17 protein-coding genes are annotated in these 24,386 nt (G+C 45.5%); 10 read left to right on the top strand and 7 right to left on the bottom strand.

The window, feature by feature from the left end; genetic code table 11:
• Positions 1–257: 257 nt before the first annotated feature.
• Entirely contained in the window at positions 258–710 is a 453-nt protein-coding gene (locus K9M52_RS12270; protein ID WP_224068718.1) for an Lrp/AsnC family transcriptional regulator, read from the bottom strand.
• Between the two features lie 109 nt (positions 711–819).
• On the opposite strand from K9M52_RS12270, the gene K9M52_RS12265 reads away from it, so the two are divergent.
• Positions 820–1,800 carry a DMT family transporter gene (locus K9M52_RS12265; protein ID WP_224068717.1) on the top strand — a complete coding sequence of 327 codons (981 nt, stop codon included), beginning with the start codon at positions 820–822 and terminating at the stop codon, positions 1,798–1,800.
• Between the two features lie 15 nt (positions 1,801–1,815).
• Here K9M52_RS12265 and sov read toward each other — a convergent pair whose 3' ends face one another.
• Positions 1,816–9,123 (bottom strand): T9SS outer membrane translocon Sov/SprA, encoded by a 7,308-nt coding sequence (sov, locus tag K9M52_RS12260; protein WP_224068716.1) that lies wholly within the window; start codon positions 9,121–9,123, stop codon positions 1,816–1,818.
• Positions 9,124–9,228: 105 nt separating this feature from the next.
• Positions 9,229–9,822 (bottom strand): Holliday junction branch migration protein RuvA, encoded by a 594-nt coding sequence (ruvA, locus tag K9M52_RS12255; RefSeq protein ID WP_224068715.1) that lies wholly within the window; start codon positions 9,820–9,822, stop codon positions 9,229–9,231.
• Positions 9,823–10,028: 206 nt separating this feature from the next.
• On the opposite strand from ruvA, the gene K9M52_RS12250 reads away from it, so the two are divergent.
• The 5 genes from K9M52_RS12250 to K9M52_RS12230 all read left to right on the top strand — a co-directional run bounded on the left by K9M52_RS12250 (position 10,029) and on the right by K9M52_RS12230 (position 14,886).
• Positions 10,029–11,018 (top strand): beta-ketoacyl-ACP synthase III, encoded by a 990-nt coding sequence (locus K9M52_RS12250; RefSeq protein WP_224068714.1) that lies wholly within the window; start codon positions 10,029–10,031, stop codon positions 11,016–11,018.
• Between the two features lie 150 nt (positions 11,019–11,168).
• Positions 11,169–11,441, top strand: coding sequence for a YtxH domain-containing protein (locus K9M52_RS12245; protein ID WP_224068713.1), 273 nt, complete (start codon positions 11,169–11,171; stop codon positions 11,439–11,441).
• 12 nt (positions 11,442–11,453) lie between these two features.
• On the top strand, positions 11,454–11,813 hold the full coding sequence (locus tag K9M52_RS12240; protein WP_224068712.1) for a phage holin family protein: 360 nt from the start codon (positions 11,454–11,456) through the stop codon (positions 11,811–11,813).
• Positions 11,806–12,270, top strand: a complete 465-nt coding sequence (locus K9M52_RS12235; protein WP_224068711.1) for a hypothetical protein — start codon at positions 11,806–11,808, stop codon at positions 12,268–12,270. Before K9M52_RS12240 ends, K9M52_RS12235 begins: the two co-directional genes overlap by 8 nt.
• 225 nt (positions 12,271–12,495) lie before the next feature.
• Positions 12,496–14,886 carry an ATP-dependent helicase gene (locus K9M52_RS12230; RefSeq protein WP_224068710.1) on the top strand — a complete coding sequence of 797 codons (2,391 nt, stop codon included), beginning with the start codon at positions 12,496–12,498 and terminating at the stop codon, positions 14,884–14,886.
• A 76-nt stretch (positions 14,887–14,962) separates the two neighbouring features.
• Here the strand turns inward: K9M52_RS12230 and K9M52_RS12225 are convergent, their stop codons facing one another.
• Positions 14,963–15,973, bottom strand: a complete 1,011-nt coding sequence (locus K9M52_RS12225) for a LacI family DNA-binding transcriptional regulator (RefSeq protein ID WP_224068709.1) — start codon at positions 15,971–15,973, stop codon at positions 14,963–14,965.
• Positions 15,974–16,199: 226 nt separating this feature from the next.
• Here K9M52_RS12225 and K9M52_RS12220 point away from each other — a divergent pair, with 226 nt between their 5' ends.
• The 4 genes from K9M52_RS12220 (at position 16,200) to K9M52_RS12205 (ending at position 20,497) form a co-directional block, all read left to right on the top strand.
• Positions 16,200–17,249: a S66 peptidase family protein gene (locus tag K9M52_RS12220; RefSeq protein WP_224068708.1), complete on the top strand. Its 1,050-nt coding sequence runs from the start codon at positions 16,200–16,202 to the stop codon at positions 17,247–17,249.
• Between the two features lie 15 nt (positions 17,250–17,264).
• Positions 17,265–18,173, top strand: coding sequence for a S66 peptidase family protein (locus K9M52_RS12215; RefSeq protein WP_224068707.1), 909 nt, complete (start codon positions 17,265–17,267; stop codon positions 18,171–18,173).
• Between the two features lie 383 nt (positions 18,174–18,556).
• Complete coding sequence (locus K9M52_RS12210) at positions 18,557–19,531, top strand: alpha/beta hydrolase (RefSeq protein WP_224068706.1); 975 nt, start codon at positions 18,557–18,559, stop codon at positions 19,529–19,531.
• Positions 19,532–19,570: 39 nt separating this feature from the next.
• On the top strand, positions 19,571–20,497 hold the full coding sequence (locus tag K9M52_RS12205) for an alpha/beta hydrolase (RefSeq protein WP_224068705.1): 927 nt from the start codon (positions 19,571–19,573) through the stop codon (positions 20,495–20,497).
• A gap of 13 nt (positions 20,498–20,510) precedes the next feature.
• On the opposite strand, the gene K9M52_RS12200 is transcribed toward K9M52_RS12205, so the two are convergent.
• The 3 genes from K9M52_RS12200 to K9M52_RS12190 are packed head-to-tail and all read right to left on the bottom strand — an operon-like array spanning position 20,511 to position 24,373.
• On the bottom strand, positions 20,511–22,124 hold the full coding sequence (locus K9M52_RS12200; protein ID WP_224068704.1) for a DUF5008 domain-containing protein: 1,614 nt from the start codon (positions 22,122–22,124) through the stop codon (positions 20,511–20,513).
• A gap of 14 nt (positions 22,125–22,138) precedes the next feature.
• The gene (locus K9M52_RS12195) at positions 22,139–22,852 is read right to left on the bottom strand and encodes a fasciclin domain-containing protein (RefSeq protein ID WP_224068703.1); all 714 of its coding nucleotides are present in this window, start codon (positions 22,850–22,852) and stop codon (positions 22,139–22,141) included.
• A gap of 33 nt (positions 22,853–22,885) precedes the next feature.
• The gene (locus tag K9M52_RS12190; RefSeq protein WP_224068702.1) at positions 22,886–24,373 is read right to left on the bottom strand and encodes a RagB/SusD family nutrient uptake outer membrane protein; all 1,488 of its coding nucleotides are present in this window, start codon (positions 24,371–24,373) and stop codon (positions 22,886–22,888) included.
• Between the last annotated feature and the right edge of the window lie 13 nt (positions 24,374–24,386).

Here is a 24,386-nt window from a genome sequence, read left to right as displayed (position 1 = left end):
TTTATACGGAGCCAAAAGTAATTTTGAGTGCCATTTATTCTTTATTGTGGGCCAATGTAAATTAGACAAGCGCCAGATATACGGAAGCATCTACAGGTGATCTAAGTGAAATATTCCATATCGCAACTCCCTGACTATTCTTTTTCTTCATAGCCATTACTAATATTTAGCCTATCTTTCGGTTCCTGCAAAAAACCGCGAGATCGCGGGCAGCTATTTTCTGAGATAATTATAAAAATATCGTTGCAGTGAAACAGTTAAACAGGTATTTCCAATCCCAGCTTCTCCACGCCCATCACAATGATCGTCCTGAACTTGCGTACATTCTGCGACCCAAAAAACAGTGTCCGTGTCAATTGCTCATATTCTGACATAGAACTTACCACCATGATCAACACAAAATCAGACTCACCGGTGACATAATAGCATTGCTGAACCTGAGGGGTCGCCAGAAACTTTTTCTTAAGTGCATCAATCTGTTCAATTTTCTCGCTCTCCAAGAAGATTTCGACCATGAGTGTAATGGGGCTACCCGTCTTTTCTCTATCCAATACGGAAATGTCCGCCCTGATCACACCACTAGCCCGCATTTTCTTGATTCTGCGCTGCACCGCAGCGGCAGACAGGCCTATCTGTGCTCCGATATCTCTTTGCGATGTCTGGTTATCCTTTTGCAGGATGGTGAGTATCTGCTTGTCAAATGGGTCCATAAATATCTAACATGCAACAAAATTGCGTTTATAGATTTAAAATTAAGCAAAAAGCTTGACGATATTAATAGAATTTTGCATCCAGAAACTTCAATCATCATTTTGCGACATGAACAAATTCGTTGTTAAAGGCTTTATTATGGCTATTCTGGCCGCCATCTTCTGGGGGTTTTCCGGCACCTTTGGCCAGTTCTTATTCCAAGTGCGGGGCGTCAGTGTTGAATGGATGATCACGGTACGCATGCTGGTTTCAGGGATATTACTTTTATTATATGCCGCCCTTTTCCAGAAAGAAGATCTCCTGACCATCTTCCGGCCTAAAAAAGACAGCATTGCCCTATTCACTTTTGCCATCTTTGGTATGGTCTCCGTCCAATACACTTACTTTGCGGCGATCCAGCATTCCAATGCCGGAACGGCGACCGTATTACAATATTCCGGCCCCGTGATGATCGCTATCTTTCTGGCGGTCAAATACCGGAAACTACCGGCAGTAAGAACACTCCTTGCCATTCTTATGGCCACACTCGGTACTTTATTATTGGTTACGCATGGTAATTTTGGAGAGCTGGCCATTTCCAAAGCCGCCTTATTTTTTGGTCTGGCCTCTGCCGTCGCCCTGGCAGTCTATACACTCCAGCCCCTTCGGCTATTACATACTTATAAGTCCAGCCTGGTGATTGGCTGGGCGATGCTCATCGGAGGATTCTTATTTAGTTTTGTGCATGCTCCCTGGGAGGCTGACGGACAGTGGGATATCTTTGCAGTGTTAAGTGCTGTCTTTATCATTGTATTTGGTACTTTGATCGCTTTTACACTATATATGGCTTCCGTAAAAAGCATCGGCGGACAGATGACCAGCCTTCTGGCATCTGCTGAGCCCCTTGCAGCTACTTTATTATCTGTCTACTGGTTGCAAACTTCCTTCAAACTCCTTGACTGGATCGGCAGCTTATGTATTATATCCACAGTATTCCTGCTCAGCACCGGTGGATCCAGATCCCGTGTACCATCTGGCCTGCCCACAAAGCAACCTTTAAGGATGAGGGATCTGGTATTCCTGCGTTCACGCCGGATGAAAAGAAAATAATACGTAGAAAAGAAGTTACTGCAAAGACATCCTGATCTGCAGACCGGCACTGGTCATCACAATCGGTGGTGTGGTAGACACATAGGGGATATTACGGGTCTGGTTAAAGAAGAACTTCAGGTTGATACGATTATTCAGCACGTAGTTAATGGAAGGCGCAATAGAGATCACTTTCTGACCACCGGTACTATAGTTATTGGTCTGATCCAGCGTTGTACTGGAGTTCAGCTGATCACTCATCGCCAGATCTAATCCGAAGGTAAGGTCGTTGCCGACGCCATCCGCACTCTTTTTAGGTTTGGGCAGGAAAGGCAATTTTGCATTATGGCGTGTCCAGTTAAAACCCAGTGAATATTCAGTGGAGCTGACTTCACTGACCTGATAATCTATCAGGCTCAGTGATAATTGCCGGGTTCTTGAATAATCAAACCGGATATTGCTTTGGTTCATAAAAGTGATATCTATTCCTATCAGTGGAGAAAAACTTTCCGAGATCGTAATATTGGGGATTAGAAAATAAGGCACATAATTACCCGAAATGGAATCAATAAAGGAAGGCATACCCCGCATTAACCTGTCCTGAAAATTCAGGGAGCTCGTAAAACTGTTCATGGATAAGGTTCCGTTGTAACCGCTTCTGATCGTAACATTCGACAAGATATCTGACAAAGAACCCAGCCTGCTGAGACCAGAGTAGGTGATATTCCAGTTGGGCATTGGGAAAATATCTCCCAGCGGATTGGTCTTAATATCTTTATTTTCCTCCCCGACCAGTCCGATCGTTTCTGGTGACTTTCCTGTATAGGCCGCCAGAAACGCGGGAATCAGTACATTTTGCGCATACCGCCCGTAGCCGGTGGCAAAACCATCTGCATCGACTGCACCCTCGTAATAGGGATTGTGCGCGCCCAGCCTTCTGGAAATGATCTGCCTGAAATCAGAAAAGCGCTGAAAGCTCTTTGACACTTGTCCGGTCGCCGGCTTTTCGAATAAGCCATGCAGGCCCGCATAAGATACCGTAAACCCGCCTGCACTGTACGGGCTTAAATGTTCAAAATTGCCAGTCCCGGCAGTATCCTTAAATAACTCAGAATAATCCTTATTAAACGATTTCATCAGATTCAGATCAATGACCAGATCCGGTACGGGCTCAAGCTGCGCGCTGATATTGATGTTCTGATTATAGGTTTGGCGATAAAGATCATTAAAATAAGGGTCTGTAGATAATACATGTGCTTTTGCCTTGGCTTCCAGCCACGCTTTGGTAGGCTGCTTGCCAAAAATATAACCCAGTCCCGGCTGTCCGGAGCCCCAGTTCTCCCCCAGTGCTTTTGTACTGTCCATATACCCTGGCAATCTGCTGGAGTAACCGCTTGAATACGTAATGGAGACACTCTTGATCATTGTAAGTAAACGCACGACTGCCGAAACGGCTTTATGGGTTCTGACGACCTGTTTTTTGCGCAAAGCGATTTTAGCCTCTTTGATCGCTGCTTTCATATTTCGCCAGTTTCGAAGGGCGAGCTTGCGTTCTCTTCCCTTCAGTCCCTTTATGACCGCTTTCCTTTTCGGTAGATTTTGAATCAGTGAATCCAGCTTCTTTTGGTCCTCCGGCCTAAGCGAGTCTGCGAGAGAAGGTGTGCGCGTTGTGTCCAGAGCCGCCTTGATAAAACGAGACTTGTCATAAAGTTTGCGAAAATCCAGCTGTCCATTCAGGTTAGAACTGTTGCCATTCTCAATAATGTTACCCAGAGATCTGGAAAGCAGGCTGGACGCCACCCAGTCATAATTCACCGAATAACTGTATTGCATGGAGATCCAGTCTGCAAAAGGCAACTTATCAAAAGGAAGATTATAGGACAGGGATGCTTTTTGGGAATACTGCGTATTTCTGCCGCCGGACCAGAAGTTATGCCACATGGAATCCCTTTTTGCCTTGGTATCCAGGTAACCATAGGGTTCATCCACATAGGACAGGTTATTGGCCGTAAAATCAAGGTTCAGGCTACGGGTCAGATTCCAGTTAAGGTTATAATCTCTGGACATCCTGAAATACTTGTCGAAGGTGGTCTCCGCAGTATCTGTTGTAGCCATTGGATCATACAGATTAATGGCCCTGGGTGTGTAAATGCCCATCTGCCGGTCTATCGTGGTTCTGAAACTCAGCAGCGAAGGTGTAGGATTAATATTAAAGGAACGGATAAACTCCAGCCAGGGGCTTTTATTCCTGATGAGCCTCTTGAAAGGCTCAATAAAATGCGGCTTTCCGTTAAAAGTGTAGCCCAGCCCGGCAAAATATTTATTAATGCTGTTTTCAGCGATCAGCGGGCTCGACTGATCGATGCTGGAGAAGGTATAAGAAAAGTCAAAATTGCTCAGGTCCCATATCTTAGGCTTCATGGATGGACGCCCGAATCGTACATTGGAAAAGCTAATGGTTTTACTGGTTGTCTGATCCAGAGACATCCGTTTAACGGAGTCTCTTTCTCTCTGGCTATGATAGCTCCTAAGCTTGTCTTTCAGCAGCACATCCATATCAAAAGGATCGTATTCGGGCGTCAGTACCGTTCTGTTATAACTCGCATAGACCGGAATGGAAATCCCTGCTTTTTCCGGCAGGAGCTTACCCGCATCGATACTGGCAGAAGCATCGAACTGCATCATAGAGTTCCTTGCCCTTTCATTCACGCCTTGTTCCAGTGACCCAAAACCCGCAGAATACGTATTGGCTGACAGACTCACAGAACCGAGATCGGCCAGCTGTAAATCGACCCTGCCTAAGGCGGCCCAACCGCCATGCTCATTTAATTTTGATAATCCCAGTTCATCGGTCCAGACCTCAAAATTAGCCGGCTGAGCGCTTGCTGTGTTTTCAACACCGATAAGCAGGCTGGTAACTTCACCGAGGTTCGGATTCCCTTTAACTGAATAGGTCTCACCCTTTACCCCCTCCCGGTAGATCTCGTTAATGGGATGCCCGCTACTGTTACGCCGCAGCTTTAAGGCAACCAGGTCCTGAAGCGCGAGCTTCAGATGATTGAGCTCCGGCCAGATCTGTTCCGCAGTGGCTGTCGCGCTGGGAAGTGTCACCTGCAGCGGTATTCTCACTTCATAATAATTATCCAGAAAATCCTGTCCGATACGTATCACAGCGGTAAGCTCACCATTGCTTACCTGGCGGCTGCCCGGAAGCGACTCTGCGTGCAAATACATGGAAAGCTCTCCATATTGCCTGAGATCCAGCTGCAGGTTTTTAAAGACCGCCCTTGCGTCTCCTTTCAAGAGATTTGTTACATGCAGGCTCATGGATTGTTCTTTTTCCAGGTATACAGATCCGTTAGAGGCACCGCCGGCCGCCATGATTGACTGCAGTTGCCGGACACCGGGCGGCATTTTATAGGGGATCGGCAGCCTTTCACTGTTATCCTCCGTATTGACAGAAAGGACGGTCAGCGCTGTCGTACTATTTTGCGGCAATGAGGTGTAAGAACCGGTCGTATCCAGGTTATAGGTGAACGGCCGCCAGTTATTACGTACCAGTCCCAGGCGGGCAAAACGCAGTGTCACCGAATCGTTAAAACCTGTCAGATACATCCGCATAAAACGAATGGATTTAAAATCTGCAATATTGCCCACTTTACCGGTGAAAGAGTTAATCGGGATCCTGAACAAATACCATTTTTCCTTGGTCGTGCTGTCATTGGCCAGCTTTGGTGTGATCGTTCTGACATCCGCGATATAGGGGTCTGTCAGACTCATGCCCGGTTTGAGATTCAGGTCGTATTCAAAATACTGTTCCGTTTCATTCACGGTATTATCACCGTTAAGATCTTCATTGTCCGGATACATCACCGCAGCAGATGCACCACTGCCATTGGTACCGGCCACCGGAGAATTCCCTTCCGTATTATTATAATATTTATACCGGGCCAGAATTCCGTCGCCGGCTGTATAGGAACCGTCTCTATACCATTTATAATCATCTGCAGAGGGGTCTTTTAAGGCATGCTGGTAGATCGGAGAAGCCGTTCCGAAATTTTCCGCCAGGGTCTGGAGGTATATACTATGTTTTCGCCTTTCTGCATCATCTCCCATACCGTCAAAACCGACATCCTGTAGTATTCTGTCGTTGGCGACATTATTAAACGCATTAGTCAGTTGAATGGGATTGACCGGACTTACGCCCCATACGGAACTGCTGTCCACCGCGGTCGGTGTATTGGGGGTAGAGAGCCCGTTTTCGTAAAGCCGCTTGCCATCTTTTAGGATATCTTCACTCACATCTCCCAGATTGAAGATCAGTTTGCCTCCCGTGCTACCCGGATCCATAATAAAGGGATCCTGTAACCAGAATTCGATATACTCCACATTACTGGTGACAAAGTCCGTCTGATCCAGCGATCGCATGATCCCTCCCCACCGGTCGGCGGGCCGGCTTAGTTTTCCATTGCGGTCAATGTCACCCGCAAGGCTGGAAAAATTATAAGGGCCTCGCTCAGTCGGATAATAAGACAGATCAAAGGTCGTCGACTGTAAAGCCGACGACAGTACGCTTTGTTTAGGGAACAGTTCCCCCTCATACACCGGTCGTACACGCGGATCGCTCAACTCCGAAAGGTTCTTATGCAGCGGGTTACTGGAATTGGTCCTGTCCTGCAACGTAGGTTCAATATTATACCAGGAAAGAAGCGCCCGGTTCTTTCCATAATCCAGGTTATTGTTGAGCGTCGCCTCAGGGAATAAACCGTTACCCGCCGGCGTGGAGGCCAGCGCCCAGGCAGTAAACGGAAAGCGCAGGTCAAAAAGATTATCTGAACTTTCAAAATCATCAATATAAACGGTGCCGTCAGACCCCGAGCCGATCTGTTTAGCGTGCCCCGGTTTAAGCACAGCCGCCTCACCATAAGCATTGATGGAGCTGGGCGCCGTAGTCGAATAAAAAGGGATCTTGTCCAGTAACTTTGTCAGACCCGGAAAATCAGACCGGTAACTAAAATCCACGCCGAACATTGTATTATTGATCGGATCTTCTCCATAATTCGTCTTAAACGTATAGGGCTGCTCGGTGAGCTTCTCCATGGTGGCACCGATAAAAAATTTATCACTGGCCAGATAATCCAGCCTAAGGCCCATAAAGTTCCTTTGAGCAACGCCCAGATTGGCATTATTCTCAAATTGAACGTTGACGGCCGTACCTGAATTCAAAATGGTCTGATTAACAATCTGGATCATCCCCAGATTGTAATCAATCGTATAATCCGATCCTTCCACCAGCATGCGTCCGCCGGCGGTAACCGTTACTGATCCGGCCGGGATATTCATAGCACCAAGGCTGATCTGTGAGCTGGAGCTGCCTTTAACTGTCCCCTGCAAAACGAACCGGTCCAGATTTGCGTAGGTATTTGCAATAGCTTTTATGCTGTCATAGAGTGCATAATAGATTACTTTATCTTTAACCGACTGATCCACGCCCGGGTACGCCAGAGAATCCAGATCTCTGCCGAAAGGTTCCAATACAGGAAATATAATTTTCCCCTGTTGTTGTAAAACCGTAAAACCGTCGACAAAATCAAACTGCCCGTCCGGCGCAGGGTCATTTTGGGCGTTCAGCCGGTCTGCGCCTAATACAGAAATGATCGATTTGCCCTTAACCGCACCTGAAGGATCAGGTAAATATCTTTTAGTACCGCCGCTAGGCTCCTTATAATAAACATTCAGGTTAAACTGATCTGACTGCAAGCCACCGACATTCAGGGAGTAAATATTTTTCATCATCCAGTTCCAGGTCGGCAGCCTGACTTGTTGAGCAGTCGCCTTCAGCAACTTCAGAAACAGAACTTTCTGAACACCTTGGGTAGAATCCAGGGCAACATCCTGTGAGAATTCTCCTACCTGATAGGTTCTACCGTTAAAAGTATACTGATATGCAACCGCCAGTACCGCATCAGGAGATAACTGCTGATTTAAGGAAATAAATCCGGCCTGCGGGTTATAGGTATATTCAGTGGAGTCCAGTTTACGGGCGTAAGTCTTCTCAAAATCCCGAACCGGCTGGAGCCCCCTGGCCTGCAGAATGGATGTAACCAATGCAGGATTTCTGGTTTGCCCGCCTGATAAAATAGATGAATATAAATCATTCGCACCGTTATCGGGCAAGCCATTATAGGAGTGCAGTGATTGGATATTGCTGTTGTAGGGCGTATTTTCTCCCAGGTCCATCAGCCCCACGATATTGCGGACGTTTGTGGTGGCACCGGTCTTATTCGTCACCCAGACTTCCATTCTAAGTATCCTGACCTGACTTTTGACAACCGGCAGGTCGTGCATAACCTCGTTGAAATGCGCTTCAAAATAATTACCCAGTAAAAAGTTTCTGTTCTCATCATAGTCTCCCAGGGAAATGTTCACTTTTTGGGCAAGTCCTCCTCCCTGCAAGGTAATGGACTGCCTTTCAGACCGGTTATTGGCAAAGGCGCCTGTTACAAAAAGTTTACCCAGTTGAATTTGCGCCTTGACACCAAAGAGGTTCTGGATACTGGGCATAAGCGTCCCTTTACTGTCAAAAGAGATATTTCCTGCCTCAACCAGTTTCAGGAGTTCATCTTCCTTACCCACGTATTTTAATTTAAACTGATTGTTGAACTCAAAGGTACTCTGCGTATTATAGGTAATCGGCAGCAGGAGTTTGCTGCCGACCTTTGCCAGTAAGTTTAAATTAGCGCCGGCATCGATATTGAAGTTTCCCGTCTTGCGGGCCCTTTCTGAAAGCGTGGGGTTTTGAATATTCTGCCCTTCATATCCCAGCGACAGATCAACATTGCCCTGGGGCGTTACATCGACTTTCTTGCCATCTCCAGTCAAACCAAAGATGCGGTTAAAAAGTGTAGAATCTATTCTGGATTTAGGACGGGGCTGTTTAAAATTGAGCAAATCCAGCGAACGGGAAAGCTGATAGAAATGTTCTCTGTTCTGTACGTCTCCCTGCAGGTGTAAAAAGTCTTCTTTACTGATCTGGATATTGCCGCGATAGGGCTGCCTTAAAGAATCAGCCTTTTTAAAATAGATATACTTGCCTGTGATACTATCATAACGGACATAGGTCTTAAAAAAACCGGTGTCCCTTAACCGGTCCTGGTCAAAAACGTTTTTTGAGCGCCCCGGGTCGGTAAACCGGTATCTGTAATAATCATGAATGGGATAAGGATAAAAGGGCCTGCCTGCTGAATCCGCCAGCGACTGCGCGCTAAGTCGCAAAGCAGCCGGCATAAGGATAACGGCTACCCATAATAATCGATAGAGAAGTTTATAATATTTAATACTCAAAGCTGGATTCTCACTAATCTTGGCCAATTTATCTCTGCCAAAGTATTAAAACGGAATTTTAGCCTTGAAAGTATAATCAGATAAGCTAATTTATTGAAAGCAGGATTATAGATTCTTAAGCGATAATTTGATCAGGTTTTCCAGATCCGGCACGGTATCACCTGCGCCTTTCAGCGTTTTACGGATCGCGGTTTCCGCCATCGGCTTACTGATACCCAATGCCACGAGCGCATCCAGGGCGTCAGATTCTATAGACCTGCCCACCGCTTCCATGCCGGCCATCAGTTGCTGATCATGGAGTTTAGCGAGTTTATCTTTGAGTTCCAGTGTAAGCCTCTGCGCCGTTTTCTTGCCAATCCCCTTTATTTTTTCCAGTTCTGTCGCACTGTTTTGAACAATGGCCCTGATGATCTCCTCCGGCTTCATACCGGACAACATCATGCGGGCTGTAGAAGCGCCTACGCCGGAAACAGAGATCAGCTGTAAAAACAGCATTTTTTCACTCGGGTCCGCAAAACCATACATAGTATGCGCGTTTTCCGTAATATGTAAATGGGTAAATAACTGACCTTCTTCCTGTTGGCTAATAGCGGAATAGGTATTCAGGCTGATTTGCAGGTCATAACCGACGCCGCCAACGTCAACAATGACATTAGCGGGCGTTTTATGTACAAAACGGCCTCTGACGAAAGCGATCATAGTTATAAGTTTTAAAAAGCTATTAATCCTCCAACAGCTCCAAAAATAGCATAAAAGCGACAATCGATATAGATTTAAATAAATTATATTTTATTAAAATATAACCGCTTAGATCTCCAGATTTTCAGATGTCATCACTTTGGGTTACTTTTGACCATTATTTTTTACTGTAATACGAAAACATTATTCGAAATAACTGATATTTCATGAATACATTACGCGCCGCAATTACCTCGGTAGGAGGTTACGTACCAGAGGACAGACTCACGAACGCCGACCTGGAAAAGATCATTGATACAACCGATGAATGGATTACGACAAGAACAGGCATTAAAGAAAGAAGGATACTGAAAGACCCGGCAAAAGCCAGCAGTGATATGGCGGTGGAAGCCATTGGGCAAATTCTGGAAAAAAAACAGCTGGATCCGCTGGAGATTGACTGTATCATTTGTGCCACCGTAACGCCAGACATGGTTTTCCCTTCTACCGCCAACCTGATCGGTGATAAGATCGGAGCAAAGAATGCCTATGGATTTGACATCAGCGCTGCCTGCAGCGGCTTCCTATATGCCCTGAATATGGGCACTGCGCTCATTGAGAGCGGCAAAAACAAAAAAGTTTTGGTTGTTGGTGTCGATAAAATGAGCGCCATCGTAGATTATACGGACAGAACAACCTGTATTATCTTTGGCGACGGCGCGGGCGCTGTATTACTCGAACCGACAACGGAGGATGTGGGCGTGATGGATTCTATTTTACGCAGTGACGGATCTGGCGCCAAACACCTGCATATGAAAGCAGGCGGCTCCCTTCGTCCGGCCACTATCGAAACAGTGGCCGCCCGGGAACATTATATCTATCAGGAAGGCAAACATGTTTTTAAGTTTGCGGTAACAGGCATGGCAGATGTGAGCCAGGAACTGCTGGAGAAGAACCATCTGACAGGAGAGGATATCGACTGGTTGGTACCCCATCAGGCTAACCTGAGAATCATTGATGCGACCCGTGAAAGAATTAACTTACCTCCAGAAAAAGTGATGATTAATATCCACAAATATGGTAATACGACCGCAGGTACGATCCCGCTTTGTCTCTGGGATTTTGAAAAACAACTAAAGAAAGGCGACAAACTGGTCATGGCTGCCTTCGGTGGCGGATTTACCTGGGGGGCAACTTATGTCAAATGGGCTTATTAACGAGGATCTTAAACGAAACCATAAAAAGCAGTTGCACTTTCAAAAGTACAGCTGCTTTTATTTTGTCGAATGCCAATATGTAAGTAAATTCACAATTGGTATGAAACTTGTTTTAAACTGAATGCCAATTACTTAAAAACATATTACTTTATGAAGAATAATCAGAAATTTTTGTCAGGATTTTTATTGGGTGCCGCAGCCGGTGCGATCGTTACTTCTTTCTTAAATGGAGACAAAGGGCAGACGGTTATTCAGAATTTTAAAAATGTTGTCCGTGAGGCTACAGATGACCTGAAAACCGGTCTGGAAAATTTTGATGAGAAACTGGAAAAATGGACGAATAAAGGACGCGATTTTATTGCTGATCTGAAAGGAAGTAATAAAAAAGAAGACATGTACGATCTGGAGGAGATTTTCTCCTAAAATCAGTAGTTTATGGAAGAACAATCTGGCAGTTTTTTTAAGGAATACCGTGATAAAATAGAAGGATATGTAGAGGACAGATTATTATTGCTTAGATTAAAATCTGTCAAAAAGATCTCTACACTGATCGTGCAGATGGTAGGCATGGCCTTCCTGGCCATTCTTTCTGCCTTTATCGTATTGTTTATCAGTATTATGCTTGGATTTTTTTTGGGACACTTGCTGGATTCCTATTATGCGGGCTTCGGCATTGTGACGCTGCTATTTATATTGGTCTTTTTCCTGTCCATCGTATACAGGAAAAGATTAATGCGCAAGATCATCAGCAGTATTATTGATACAGTCCTGGATAAAAAAGAAGACGATGATTAATTTACGCAATCAGAAGGTGGATCTTTCCCATATCAACAGTTTGGAAGACATCGACCTGGAAATCAGGACGGTAAAAAGAAGGATCAGGGAAAGAGAGGCCGCATTAAAGGAAGACTTTAAATCGATACCTAAAGAGGCGGTTAAAGCCTCGTTAGGATCTGTGATACCTTTGTTTAAAAAAGCAACAGTGGCCGATAAAGCCTTTTCTACAATTCAGACTGTGGTAGGGGGATTGGTGGCTGCCATTATTGCAGGCAAGAAAGGTGGGGGCGGTTTTAAAAAAGGACTGGCAACGGTGCTGCGTCAACTTAGCTTTCTGGGAACTGCCAAGGCAGTGATGCAATTCTTTGCCGGTTGGCAGGCGCAAAAGCAGGCAGATAAAAAACGAACACACCAGGCAAAAGCTGACCCTGTTCATAAAACAGAAGTGGAAATAGAGCGGACAAAAGATGCATAATATGGCGGCCGTAAATAGAAAGTGGTCGCTGTGAAAAATTAACTTTCCGCTTCAGAAATAAAGTAGCGTCCTTATTATTATAACGATACATATTTATAATAATAAGGACGTTTTTTTGAATCTTAACGGTTTCAAACTGGCTGGCAAAATTCTTCCTTTTTTTCATATTGGGTTCCCATAGATATAGCTAATTCCATGGTGATTTTTTGGTATCTTGCAGTCCCTATGCAAGATTATTTAAAAGGACTCAACGAAAGACAATACGAAGCAGCCACACATATCAACGGACCTCTTATGATCGTCGCCGGCGCGGGTAGCGGCAAGACCAAGGTACTGACAACCCGTATCGCACATCTGATGGCTCAGGGCGTGGATGCATTTAATATACTGGCTCTTACTTTTACCAATAAGGCCGCCGCCGAAATGAAAGAGCGTATCGAGAAAATGCTGGGCAACAATGAAGCCCGCAATCTTTATATCGGCACTTTTCATAGCGTATTTGCCCGGATATTGAGAGGAGAAGCGCACAAGCTGGGTTATCCCAACAGCTTTACGATTTATGATTCTGATGACAGCAAAAGCGTTATCAAGGCTGTCGTCAAGGAAATGGAACTCGATGAGAAACAATATAAACCCAATGTTGTATTGGGGCGTATTTCTCAGGCGAAAAGCTCCCTTATCGGCCCCCTGGAATACGGGGAAGATTACTATCTGCAACAGGAAGACCAGCGTAACAACCGCCCGGCCATCGGCAAAATATATAAACTATATGCAGACCGCTGCTATAAGAACGGCGCTATGGATTTTGATGACCTCTTGCTTAAAATGTATGAGCTGCTCAATACCTTCCCGGAGGTGCTCCTAAAATTCCAGCATAAATTCCGGTACGTCCTGATCGATGAGTACCAGGATACAAATGCAGTCCAGTATCAGATCACCAAACTACTGGCCGCCGCCCATGAGAATATCTGCGTCGTGGGTGATGACGCACAGAGTATTTACAGTTTCCGGGGCGCAACCATTGAGAATATTCTGCAGTTTCAAAAAGACTACGATGATGTAAAAGTCGTTAAACTCGAACAGAATTATCGCAGTTCAAAAAATATTATTGAGGTGGCCAATACGGTCATCCGGCAAAATAAAGGGCAGATCCCAAAGGACCTGTGGACAGATAAAGAACAGGGAGATAAGATCAAAGTTGTTGCGACGATGACAGACAATGACGAAGGCAAGTATGTAGCGACCATGATCCAGGAATTAAAGCTGCGCAATCATTATCATAATAATGATTTTGCCATTCTCTATCGTACCAATGCGCAGAGCCGCGCCTATGAAGAGAACCTCAGGAGAGGCGGCATTACCTACAAGATATACGGCGGCCTGAGCTTCTATCAACGAAAGGAGATAAAGGATTTTGTGGCCTATCTCAGAGTCATTGCCAATACCCGGGACGAAGAAGCCCTGAAAAGAATTATCAATTATCCTATCCGTGGTATCGGGAAGACCACGATGGAGAAACTCCAGACAATCGCCAATGAAAATAATGTAACCCTTTGGGAAGTACTTATGCGTGCCGGCGAAACCGGACTTAGAGGAGCCGCCCTGGAAGCGATCAAGAAATTCCTGACCATGATGCAATATTTTCAATCCCTGCAGGCGCATAAAAATGCCTATGAGATTGCTTTTGAGGTCGGAAAACATACAGGTCTGGTGAAAGAGCTGTTCAATGACAAGACTGTGGAAGGCCTGGCACGTTATGAAAACGTGCAGGAATTACTGAATTCTATAAAAGAGTGGACCGATCAGCAGGAAAACTTATCTCAGATTGACGAGGAGGGAACCGTTCAGGAAGGGATTACGGAACAAACACTTCAAGATGCAACGACACTTGGCCTGTATTTACAGCAGATCACCCTGCTCACCGATGCTGACAATGAAAAAGAAGATGCCGATGTCGTTAAACTAATGACCATTCATGCGGCCAAAGGGCTGGAGTTCCCGGTCGTCTTTGTAGGCGGTGTGGAAGAATCCATCTTCCCCAGCGGTCTGAGCATTAACACCCGGGAAGAGCTGGAAGAAGAACGCCGGTTGTTTTATGTGGCGGTCACCCGGGCAAAGGAAAAGCTGTGGCTGACCCATGCGAATAGCAGATACCGCTTTGGCAATGTGGTTTCCAATGACCCCAGTCGTTTTTTGGACGAGCTGCCAAAAGATTACATTGATAAAAGTTATTCCGGCGGAACAGGCAACGGAGCGGGTTTTTCACAAAGTGGACGTTTTGGCGGCAACGGATTTGGCCGCAGTACTGCCAATGATGCGGCCGCTACCCGCAGGTACGGGCCGCCTCCTGCCAAGAAACAGCCTTATAAAACGACAGCGTTACCTACCCAGGCACCGCCACAGCCCAAAGTCACAGTGCATGTACCCAAAGGCGACTTTATCCCCAGTGATACCAGCGGCTTGCAGGAAGGCATGGAGGTAGAACACCTGAAATTCGGGTTTGGGACCGTTTTGAAGATGGAGGGAGCGGCACACAACAGGATCGCGACGGTCGATTTTAAAACCAACGGTGAAAAGAAGATTATGCTAAACTATGCCAAGTTACGAATTCTCTAATTGAGTACACTGCCTGACCCATCAACAACAAAGGGACCTTTCGGTCCCTTTGTTGTTGATGGGTCAGCACAAAACGCTATTCCTCCTGAAGCGCGATTAGCTCTCCGTCCAAAACGATTTGTTTAGTATCCAGGGTTTCACCATTCATAACCGCCATCAACATCTCGGTCGCCTTTCTGCCCTGCTCATAAGGAAATTGCTCGATAGAAACCAGCGGGGGGGTATCCAGATAAGTACGCATAGGGAGATTCGAATAACTGACAAAACAGATATCCTTATTAATGACCAGATCTGTATATTTTTTAACGTATTGCATGGCATCCAGTGCCACATAGTCATTAAAGGCGATCACCGCAGTTGGCCTGTTTTTTTGAGACAGAATATCCTTCATGGCATTCCAGCTGCTTTCCTTGGTGAGATCAGAAGAGGAAAACAGGGAAGGATCTGTCTTAGCCCTTTTACGGCTAAGGCCTTCCATAAATCCACGCATTCTTTCATTGGTGGCTGTCAGGGTTTGAGGCCCTTTCAAAAGGGCAATATGCCGGTGGCCCTGGTCCCAGAGAAAATCAACGATTTTAATCGAACTTTTGAAAAGATCGCAGGAAACGGCATAGATATCTTCCTCCTTGGGTACTCTGTCAAAAAAGACCACAGGGATATTATAGTTAACCAGCTTTTGAAAATGGTCGATATTGCGTGTAGACTTGGATAAAGACACCAAAAGACCGTCGATTCTATTCTTGATAAACGTAGCCAGAATCTCCTTTTCTTTTTCTACATCATCATGACTCTGGCCAAAAAGGACGTTATATTTATTTTCAAAAGCGACATCTTCGATACCGCTGATCGCCTGCGAAAAAAAGTTCTCCGTCAGTTCAGGTATGATGACCCCTAAGGTGAAAGTCTTACCCATTTTAAACTGAATAGCCGCCTGATTGGGTTCATAATGCATTTCCTTAGCCACTTCCTGTACCCGCATTTTTGTACGCAGTCCAATACTGGGATGATCATGTAACGCCCTGGATACCGTAGAGATGGATACGCCTAATTTCTTGGCTATTTCTTTAATGGTGGCTTGTTTACTCATTCGATTCGCAAAAATTTGGAGATTTCAGTTGGATGGCGAAAGATACGCAAATTTGCGTAAATGCATTATAAGAATTGGCCAAACCTTCTTTATAAACGATCTCAGCTCTTTTTTTATGCCTGTAACTGAAAGGCTTGGAAGCGAAAAGGGAAAAATCAGCCACAATTTTCATTACCTTCACCCCTATGATATCAGTTAGTTAAGAACAGAAAAGTTAAGTCAATTCATGGACAGATCTAAATTTCTACGGACCACGGGGACCTTATTGCCTTTTTCTTTATTGAGCAGGAAAGCTTTATTCGCCGCCAACAACATCTCTTTGAGCAGCAGTTCCCCCGACACCCCGTCTATTGTTCCACCCTATCTTAAACCGGGAGATTGTATCGGTATTACCAGTCCTTCTGGTCATATACGCTATAAAGAATTGCTACCTTGTATCTTTCAACTCAAATCCTGGGGACTCACCTATAAAACCGGCCACACCATTGGACTCAAAGACGGGACATTCGGAGGAACCGATATACAGCGGGCGGCTGATTTCCAGCAAATGATCGACGATCCGTCCATTAAGGCTATATTATGCGCCCGCGGTGGCTACGGAGCTGTAAGAATTATCGACCGGATCGACTTTTCAGGACTGGTCAAAAATCCCAAATGGATCATCGGGTTTAGTGATGCAACGGTTTTTCACTGCCATATTGCCCGCAATTACAATATGGCTTCACTGCATTCCAAAATGTGCAACAGCTTCCCTGACCACTGGGATAAAGCAACTGAGCAACAGAAAGCTACTATTGATTCCATACGGCATGCCCTTATGCATACCAGGAAGATGCGTTATCAAAGTATTGTCAATCCGATGAACCGCACCGGTAGAGCAGAAGGCGAACTGATCGGCGGCAATATGCGCACCATTGAGAACCTGTCCGGTACACAATCTGCTTTAAACGCGGCAGGCAAAATTCTATTTCTGGAGGAAACGCATGAATACCTGTATAATATGGACAGAATGTTGTGGAACCTGAGTCGTACCGGAGCGTTAAAACATCTGAAAGCACTTATTATCGGAGCCATGATCCGCACACCGCAACGCAACCCCAGCGATGAACTCAATAAGTCTATCTACGAATTGGTCATGGAAAAGGTGAAAGACTATTCTTTCCCTGTAACGTTTGATTTTCCGGTAGGTCATATTGTAGAAAACTACGCCCTCAAATGTGGCGTACCTCACAGGCTCGATGTGACGACCGTCGGCACCACGCTCACCGAATCCTGATTAAAAAAACACTGTATGTTAATCCCTCCTCCACTTAGAAAAAATGATCTGATCGCCATAGTAGGCCCTTCAGGTTATATCGATATAGACAAAACAACAGACTGCATAAAGACACTCAAAGATTGGGGTTACAAGGTCAACGCGGACCCGGCTACTGTAGGCTTTGATACGGGCACCTATTTCGCAGGTTCAGACCTGCAGCGTGCTGCATCCTTACAGGCAGCGCTGGATAGTAAAGAAGTCAATGCCATACTTTGCGCAAGAGGGGGTTATGGAATGAGCCGGATCATCGACATGTTGGATTTTAAGCTTTTTAAGAAGCATCCAAAATGGATCATTGGCTATAGCGATATTACACTGTTGCATCTGCATTTGCAAGCTAAGGTCAAGGCAGCTTCCCTACATGCACCTATGGCAGCCGCTTTCATGAAAGAGGAAGATGCCAGTTATCTTACTTATTTAAGAAAGGCCCTTAAGGGAAATATCTCCAACTACCGGTTTGCTCCGGGTCGGGCCAATATAACGGGCAGTGCTGCCGGGGAACTTATCGGCGGTAATCTGTGTTTACTGGCGCATAGTCTTGGCTCGCGCTCTACAACTGACATGAAGGGTAAAATCCTGTTTATGGAAGACGTCGGCGAGCATTTCTATACAATAGACCGGTATCTATGGCAACTGAAAAGGGCAGGATGGTTTGACAAAATCTGTGGCTTGCTGGTAGGGGATTTTTCTTCTACCAAAGATACCACGCGTCCCTTTGGCCAGACATTAGAAAAGATGATCAAAAATGTCATTCCCAAAGGACTGCCGGTTGCCTTTAATATTCCCGTGGGCCACCAGGGTGCTAATGTTACTTTTAAGTGTGGGGTGAAGCATCATTTAAATATCACCGGAAACCTGGTAGCTTTAACAGAAATCAGGTGATCGTAAACGGACAAAACTTATTACTATACTACTGTAAATCGTTCGCCCTAAATACCTCAAGGAGCGCATGGCCGTATTGTCTGACAAATCCGGTGCAGTGGCAAGCCTTTGCTTTTAATCAAAGGCCCGTTGAGCATTACTAAAATGCAGCTCTGCTGAAAAGAAACCTCTCCAAACAAAATGCGGACTGAACCGTCCATATAATTATTTTCCTGGTCATTGGCAGATTTTTGCATTTTCAGAGAAAAGACTGTACATCCCGTGCGTTTTACGGATACTTATCCTCAAAAAGCCCTACATTGTATTAGTCGCCGCCTGGCAGTTAGCGAATTTCTATGCTGAAACCATTGATCATGATGTTAAAATGCAATATCCGGCTTATTATGCTTACTTTTCTTAGTTGCCTGCATATACCCTGTCTCCAGGCACAGCAGCAACATAAGGAATGGCTGACGGGCATAAAAGATTCATCGTATTCCAGCCACTCAGACTATATCAAAAACCTAAAACACTACCCTTTTATACAGTTGGTCCCAGACTCCAGTATCGAAGGGGTCGCTGAATCCAGAAATCTCGTCTATGCAAGTCTTGGCGACAGAAAGCTACACATCGATGCATTTTTACCTGGCACGACCAGAAACAGGCCTAACCCGGCCATTTTAATTATACATGGCGGAGGCTGGCGTTCTGGCGACAGATCGCAGCACATTGCATTGGCCCAGCATCTGGCCGCAAAAGGGTTCGCATGTTTTACCGTAGAATACAGATTATCGACTGAAGCTTTTTTTCCTGCAGCTGTTTACGACCTGAAGGCAGCTATTCGTTGGCTAAGAGCCGGAGCAGACCAGTTCCACATTGATACGGGCAAACTCAGTGTTCTTGGATTCTCTGCTGGCGGCGAACTGGCGGCCTTTATCGGAATGACCGGCGGGCTGGAAAAGTTCGAAGGGACGCAAGGCAATCCGGGTATGTCCAGCAAAGTAAATGCGGTGATCAATATTGACGGAACCCTGTCATTTGTGCACCCGGAAGCCTCAGAAACAAAACATCCGGAAAAAATAGGCGCTTCTGCCTGGTGGCTGGGTTATCCAAGGACGGAGCGCCTGGATCTTTGGACGGCAGCATCACCGCTAAGCTATGCTGACAACAACACCGTCCCTTTCTTATTCCTAAACAGTGCAGTACAGCGAATGCATGCGGGCAGAGATGATTTTAAAGCGCTAATGGATAAAAAGGGAGTTGCCGTACAGATCATTGAATTTCCCAATACGCCGCATTCCTTTTGCCTGTATAGGCCGTGGTTTTCAAAAGTCGTAACTGATGTCACCACTTTTTTACATAATATCTACGCTGAATAGTGCCGGTTAATCACCTGCCTATCTCATTAATATCATCCAATGAAACGATCATTTCTCATCACGCTTGTTCTTTTAATTTTCGGCCACACCGTAAACGGCCAGCAATTTTTTGAAATATGGCCGCATGGAAAAATTCCGAATTCAAAGCATTTACCACTTAAAGACAGTATTGCCAATGAGCGTGTATATCGCGTCATGACGCCCGGCCTGTATGGGTTTTTCCCTGGCAGTCAGGAGAATCAGGGGGCAGCCATAGTCATCTGTCCCGGCGGAGGATATTCCCACTTAGCCTATGTGATCAGTGGCCTTCAACTGGCGAAATGGTTCAATACCATGGGCATTACCGCCTTTGTACTCAATTACCGTCTACCCAACTCGCCCGATCTGATTCAAAGAGAAACTGCCCCGTTAATGGACGCGCAACGTGCCATCAGATTCGTCAGAGCCCACGCGCCCAAATGGGGCATAGATCCACATAAAGTAGGTATTATGGGCTGCTCCTCAGGAGGCCATCTGGCAGCTGCCGCAAGTACGCTGGAAAGAGATGTATCTAAGATCAATGACTCGCTGGATGCATATCCGTTTAAACCAGATTTTACAGTACTGGTCTCTCCCGTAATAGACATGAGTACATCATATGCCCATAAGGGTAGCATCCGCAATCTTCTGGGGCCAAATCCACCGGACAGTCTTCAGAAAGCATTCTCCCTCCAGCTACAAGTAAAACAGACCACTCCACCCTGTTTTATCGTTGATGCCGTAAATGACAAGACCGTCAATCCCATAAACAGTCTTCTATATTATGAAGCACTTCTTCAAAAGCACGTTGCTGTGAGCTTTCACGCGTTCCCAAGCGGCGGGCATAGTATCGCACTGAGAAATAATCCTGGTTCAACTAACTTATGGACCAGCCTTTGCGAAGCGTGGCTGACAGAAATGGGCATCATCCGGTCTTTGACAAAATAGTTACTCTATTCCCCTACTCATAATTCAACTTAACTATATTGTTGGTTGCACGATAATCAAACTCCCCAAAATTGCCAACGATAATGATGCTTTTCTCATCTTTTAATTCAACGACATCGGAGATCGCCCCAGACACCGCATCCATGCCGATGTTAAATCCTCCGGTAGAATTCAAAGATTTATGGAAACTGCCATCAGCATTGAGAACTACAAAATTATTACAGATCCGGTCATCAAATAGCCGGAAAGTACCCGAGATAAGAATTGCATTATTGCTTAGTTCAAATGCCCTGTAAATGAACCCATCGGCTCCTTTACCAATATCGAAGGATGGGTCATATTTACCTTGATCATTTATTTTTACAGCATGGGCGACCTGATGCCCGTCATAATTATTAAAGGTTCCCAGTAACAGGTATCCGCCATCCTTCAAAGCGGTAATGGCAGTAACCGACCTGTCTGCTCCACTACCATAATGGAAAGTTTCGTCCAGCGAACCATCCGGATTCAGCCTTGCGACACGGTTGACGGTCTTGCCATCATATTTTGTAAAATTTCCCACGATGAGCAGCTTTTGGTCCGGCAGTAGTATGGATCCGGAGATCGTACCATTAACAGTTTCCATGCCGTAGTGCTTTTCCTGGTTAAAATGGTAAGTTGTATCTAAGGAGCCGTCCTCGTTAAAACGGGCAATATAATTGACCAGGGTAGAGTCCAGATGGGTGGAATCAAATCCATCTGTTGATGTCAGATTGTAATTCATCTCCACATAATATCTAAAATTTCCGAGTGCTATAAATTTCTTGTCCGGCAATAAATGCAGCTGAGTAATAGATTTGTCCACGCCACCTCTTAAAGCCGATGCCCATACGATATCCCCTGAAGGGACAGGCCTTGGTAAAGAATCCACGCTCCCGTCAAAATTAAGCCTGGCGATGCTGTTCATATTGGTAATATCCCCATACTTGCTAAAGCCACCTGCCACCAGGTACTTTGCATCTTCTTCAATGCGCACCGCCGTATAGACAGCCGAAGAAGCACCTGTTGCATAACCATACTTGAAATTCTTATTGAGCGTACCATCCCTATTGATCAATGCCACTCTGTTAACCCCTCCGGCGATATTGGAATTGTCATAATCCGTAAAACGGCCGGCGATCAAAAATTTATCATCATCGACAGGAATAATAGTTCTGATGACCCCTTTGCCGCCCCTGAAACCGGGAAATATGGTATCCATCTGCAGGGCACCATTGACCCTGAAGAAAGGGCCGAAAAAATATTGCTGTTTCACCTTGGCAGTGATCGCCCCGGTGGCGGCCATTTCCGGGATAATTACATCTACCGTACTATCCGTGGCACTACTGATAATACCCGGTTCACCATTAAAAAGTATCGTCAGGTCTTTTTGGTGTTCCAAAAAGCCAGCTCCTGCCAGCCGAATGGTATCACCAATATTTCCCTGGGCGGGACTGACCCCGTCCTCTACAAATGATATATCGGGAAGAATCACTTCTTTATACGGGTCTTCACCACTGGAACTGCCCACATCTTTTGTACAGGCACTATAAGTAACTATAGAAATAACAGACCAGATCACCAGTTTATGTATCTTTAATCTCTTCATTGTCTTGATTTTCATTATTTACCTTCCATCAATAAATACTGTTCAGCCACCCGGGTAAACTCCCCGCCTCTAAACCCAAGTAAGTGTTTGCTTTTTAGTACATGCAGGACGCCATTATTGGGCTGTATGTCAGAGGTCATTACCTGTATACGGGGATCTTCTTTATAATCGTTAGGATTGTAGGTAATGTCTGTAAGATTAAGGATACGGGCGCCGACGGCCTCTGCTCCTCCATAATCATTATAGATCAGACCTATATTGAGTACATATCCGTTGAGCATAACGTAATTGATGCCCGGAAAGGAAAAGATATTATCAGGATCCACCCTTGGGAAAGTAGCGGCGGTATACTTCCCTTCCAGAATGTACATTGAAAGGAACTTCTTCCAGACCTCGGGAGAGATATCTTCCATATGAACGGAATCTTCTACGATTGAATATCTGTATTTATTGAGTGCCTCCATCGCCTCTCCGATCGACTCATCCGTCGGGCTAAAGAACGTAACAGTGTCGCTGGATAGGACGTCTTTCAAGCCAGCCAGATCAATGATCTGGACAACACTGTCAAAAAGATATGGCTTGGAGACCAGATAGTCATAAATGGATCCGTCATAGTGCGCCTCGGCCAATCCTCCATCTACATAATAGTCCTTTTTGCATGCGGTAAACACTATGGCCACAAAAGCAGGGAAAAAGATGAAGAAAAGCCACTTATAATTATGTTTCATACTACCTTCTTTATATTAATATTGATATCGCTTTTATTTATTCCAGTAAAGGTTCTGGGTGATCATCGGATTGCTTTTAATAGCACTTGCCGGTATCGGCCAGGTCCAGGCACCCTGGTCAAAATCAGCTTTGGTCAGGTGGTTCTCACACTGCGAGGCGTCAAGGACTCTACCTGTCCGTACCAGATCGTACCATCTATGTCCTTCGCATAGCAGCTCTTTTTCCCGCTCCAGGAAAATCGCATCCACCAATGCGGGCCCGCCACCTCCGGTATATAGTTGAGTCTCTGCCCTGTCCCTAATCCTGTTGAGCAGTTCTATCGCTTCCTGGTCCTTCCCGCCCAGCTTTGCCAGCGCCTCTGCTCTGAGTAACAGTAACCCTGCATACCTGAATATGATATAATTATTATCAAAATTCCTTTCCCCGTCAATCGGCATAAACTTCATGAACATAGCAGACTGTGGATTCAGAGTACAATATGGATCATCGAACCAGAGCGTAAAACGCAGATCTGACTGGCCAGACGGAAAGAGCTTATCCAGAAATTCCCTGGTATAGACAATTTCACTGCCCAAGCCGCCATACAGCGTGGTAGAGGTCGGAAGCACAGGGCGGTGCAGTGTCCACTGAGCGATAATGCGGGTGGCTGTATTACCATAATTGGCATTCATAGATATTTCAAAAATCCCTTCTTCTGAGCGCCCCTTGAACAAAGTAGTACTGGTCATCTCGTCATATGGAACCAGCGTGTAAACATTCAGATCCATTACACGCTTTGTCGCTTCAACCGCATTTTTCCAATATTTTTTTTCATTTGATTTATCAAAGCCGGCCTGCCACATATTCATATTGGCCATCAAGGTATAGGCAGCACCCCGGGTCGCCTTCACTGCTCTATTGGTTGGATCAGCGTATGCGATCGGCAAATTTGGCGCTGCCAGTTCCAGATCGGCGATACAAGTATCTAATACCCGGACCATGCTCACTCTTGGCGTATTATCCATAGCATAAGCATCATTGTGCAATGGCACGTCTCCATAAAGGCGGACCAGTTCAAAATAAACAAAGCTGCGCACAAAGCGGGCTTCAGCGATTAAAGACTTTCTGGCGTCCTGACTAAAGCCACCATCCTCAATTTCCGGAATTCTGCTAATACAAAGATTACAGGCAGCGATACATTCGTAGAATGTTTTCCAGCTGCTTCGCGGATCCGCGAAATTGTCCTGATAATTCAGGTCCGTGCTATTCAAATGATTCGTAGCAAAAGCAATAAAATTATACTTCTTTCCCAAAAACCAGTTGCCCGGCCGGATATCCGGGCTGTTATATAACGGTGAAGCGTTCATCTTCTTATAGAGTAAGGCATAGCAGCTATTCACGGCTTTCTCGGCATCCGCCTGGTTACGCCAGAATTCCTCACCGGAAAACTTATCGATCGGCTTTACCTCCAGAAACTTTGTACATGCGGCCGTAAGCCCTATACAGAAAACGATACTCAGATATAAAAATATTCGTTTCATAATCATCTTTTTA

The organism is Arachidicoccus terrestris, assembly GCF_020042345.1.
GTDB lineage: Bacteria > Bacteroidota > Bacteroidia > Chitinophagales > Chitinophagaceae > Arachidicoccus > Arachidicoccus terrestris.
Note: the sequence above shows the minus strand (reverse complement) of the source record. Positions and strands in the feature narration are given on the sequence as shown.

Excerpts from the sequence above, each read along its gene's own strand:
- K9M52_RS12215 (WP_224068707.1), top strand. The coding sequence starts at position 17,265 with ATGTTAATCCCTCCTCCACTTAGAAAAAATGATCTGATCGCCATAGTA.
- K9M52_RS12240 (WP_224068712.1), top strand. The coding sequence starts at position 11,454 with ATGGAAGAACAATCTGGCAGTTTTTTTAAGGAATACCGTGATAAAATA.
- K9M52_RS12200 (WP_224068704.1), bottom strand. The coding sequence starts at position 22,124 with ATGAAGAGATTAAAGATACATAAACTGGTGATCTGGTCTGTTATTTCT.
- K9M52_RS12220 (WP_224068708.1), top strand. The coding sequence starts at position 16,200 with ATGGACAGATCTAAATTTCTACGGACCACGGGGACCTTATTGCCTTTT.
- K9M52_RS12190 (WP_224068702.1), bottom strand. The coding sequence starts at position 24,373 with ATGAAACGAATATTTTTATATCTGAGTATCGTTTTCTGTATAGGGCTT.
- K9M52_RS12195 (WP_224068703.1), bottom strand. The coding sequence starts at position 22,852 with ATGAAACATAATTATAAGTGGCTTTTCTTCATCTTTTTCCCTGCTTTT.
- K9M52_RS12230 (WP_224068710.1), top strand. The coding sequence starts at position 12,496 with ATGCAAGATTATTTAAAAGGACTCAACGAAAGACAATACGAAGCAGCC.
- K9M52_RS12210 (WP_224068706.1), top strand. The coding sequence starts at position 18,557 with ATGCTTACTTTTCTTAGTTGCCTGCATATACCCTGTCTCCAGGCACAG.
- K9M52_RS12270 (WP_224068718.1), bottom strand. The coding sequence starts at position 710 with ATGGACCCATTTGACAAGCAGATACTCACCATCCTGCAAAAGGATAAC.
- ruvA (WP_224068715.1), bottom strand. The coding sequence starts at position 9,822 with ATGATCGCTTTCGTCAGAGGCCGTTTTGTACATAAAACGCCCGCTAAT.
- K9M52_RS12235 (WP_224068711.1), top strand. The coding sequence starts at position 11,806 with ATGATTAATTTACGCAATCAGAAGGTGGATCTTTCCCATATCAACAGT.
- K9M52_RS12205 (WP_224068705.1), top strand. The coding sequence starts at position 19,571 with ATGAAACGATCATTTCTCATCACGCTTGTTCTTTTAATTTTCGGCCAC.
- K9M52_RS12225 (WP_224068709.1), bottom strand. The coding sequence starts at position 15,973 with ATGAGTAAACAAGCCACCATTAAAGAAATAGCCAAGAAATTAGGCGTA.
- K9M52_RS12250 (WP_224068714.1), top strand. The coding sequence starts at position 10,029 with ATGAATACATTACGCGCCGCAATTACCTCGGTAGGAGGTTACGTACCA.
- K9M52_RS12265 (WP_224068717.1), top strand. The coding sequence starts at position 820 with ATGAACAAATTCGTTGTTAAAGGCTTTATTATGGCTATTCTGGCCGCC.
- K9M52_RS12245 (WP_224068713.1), top strand. The coding sequence starts at position 11,169 with ATGAAGAATAATCAGAAATTTTTGTCAGGATTTTTATTGGGTGCCGCA.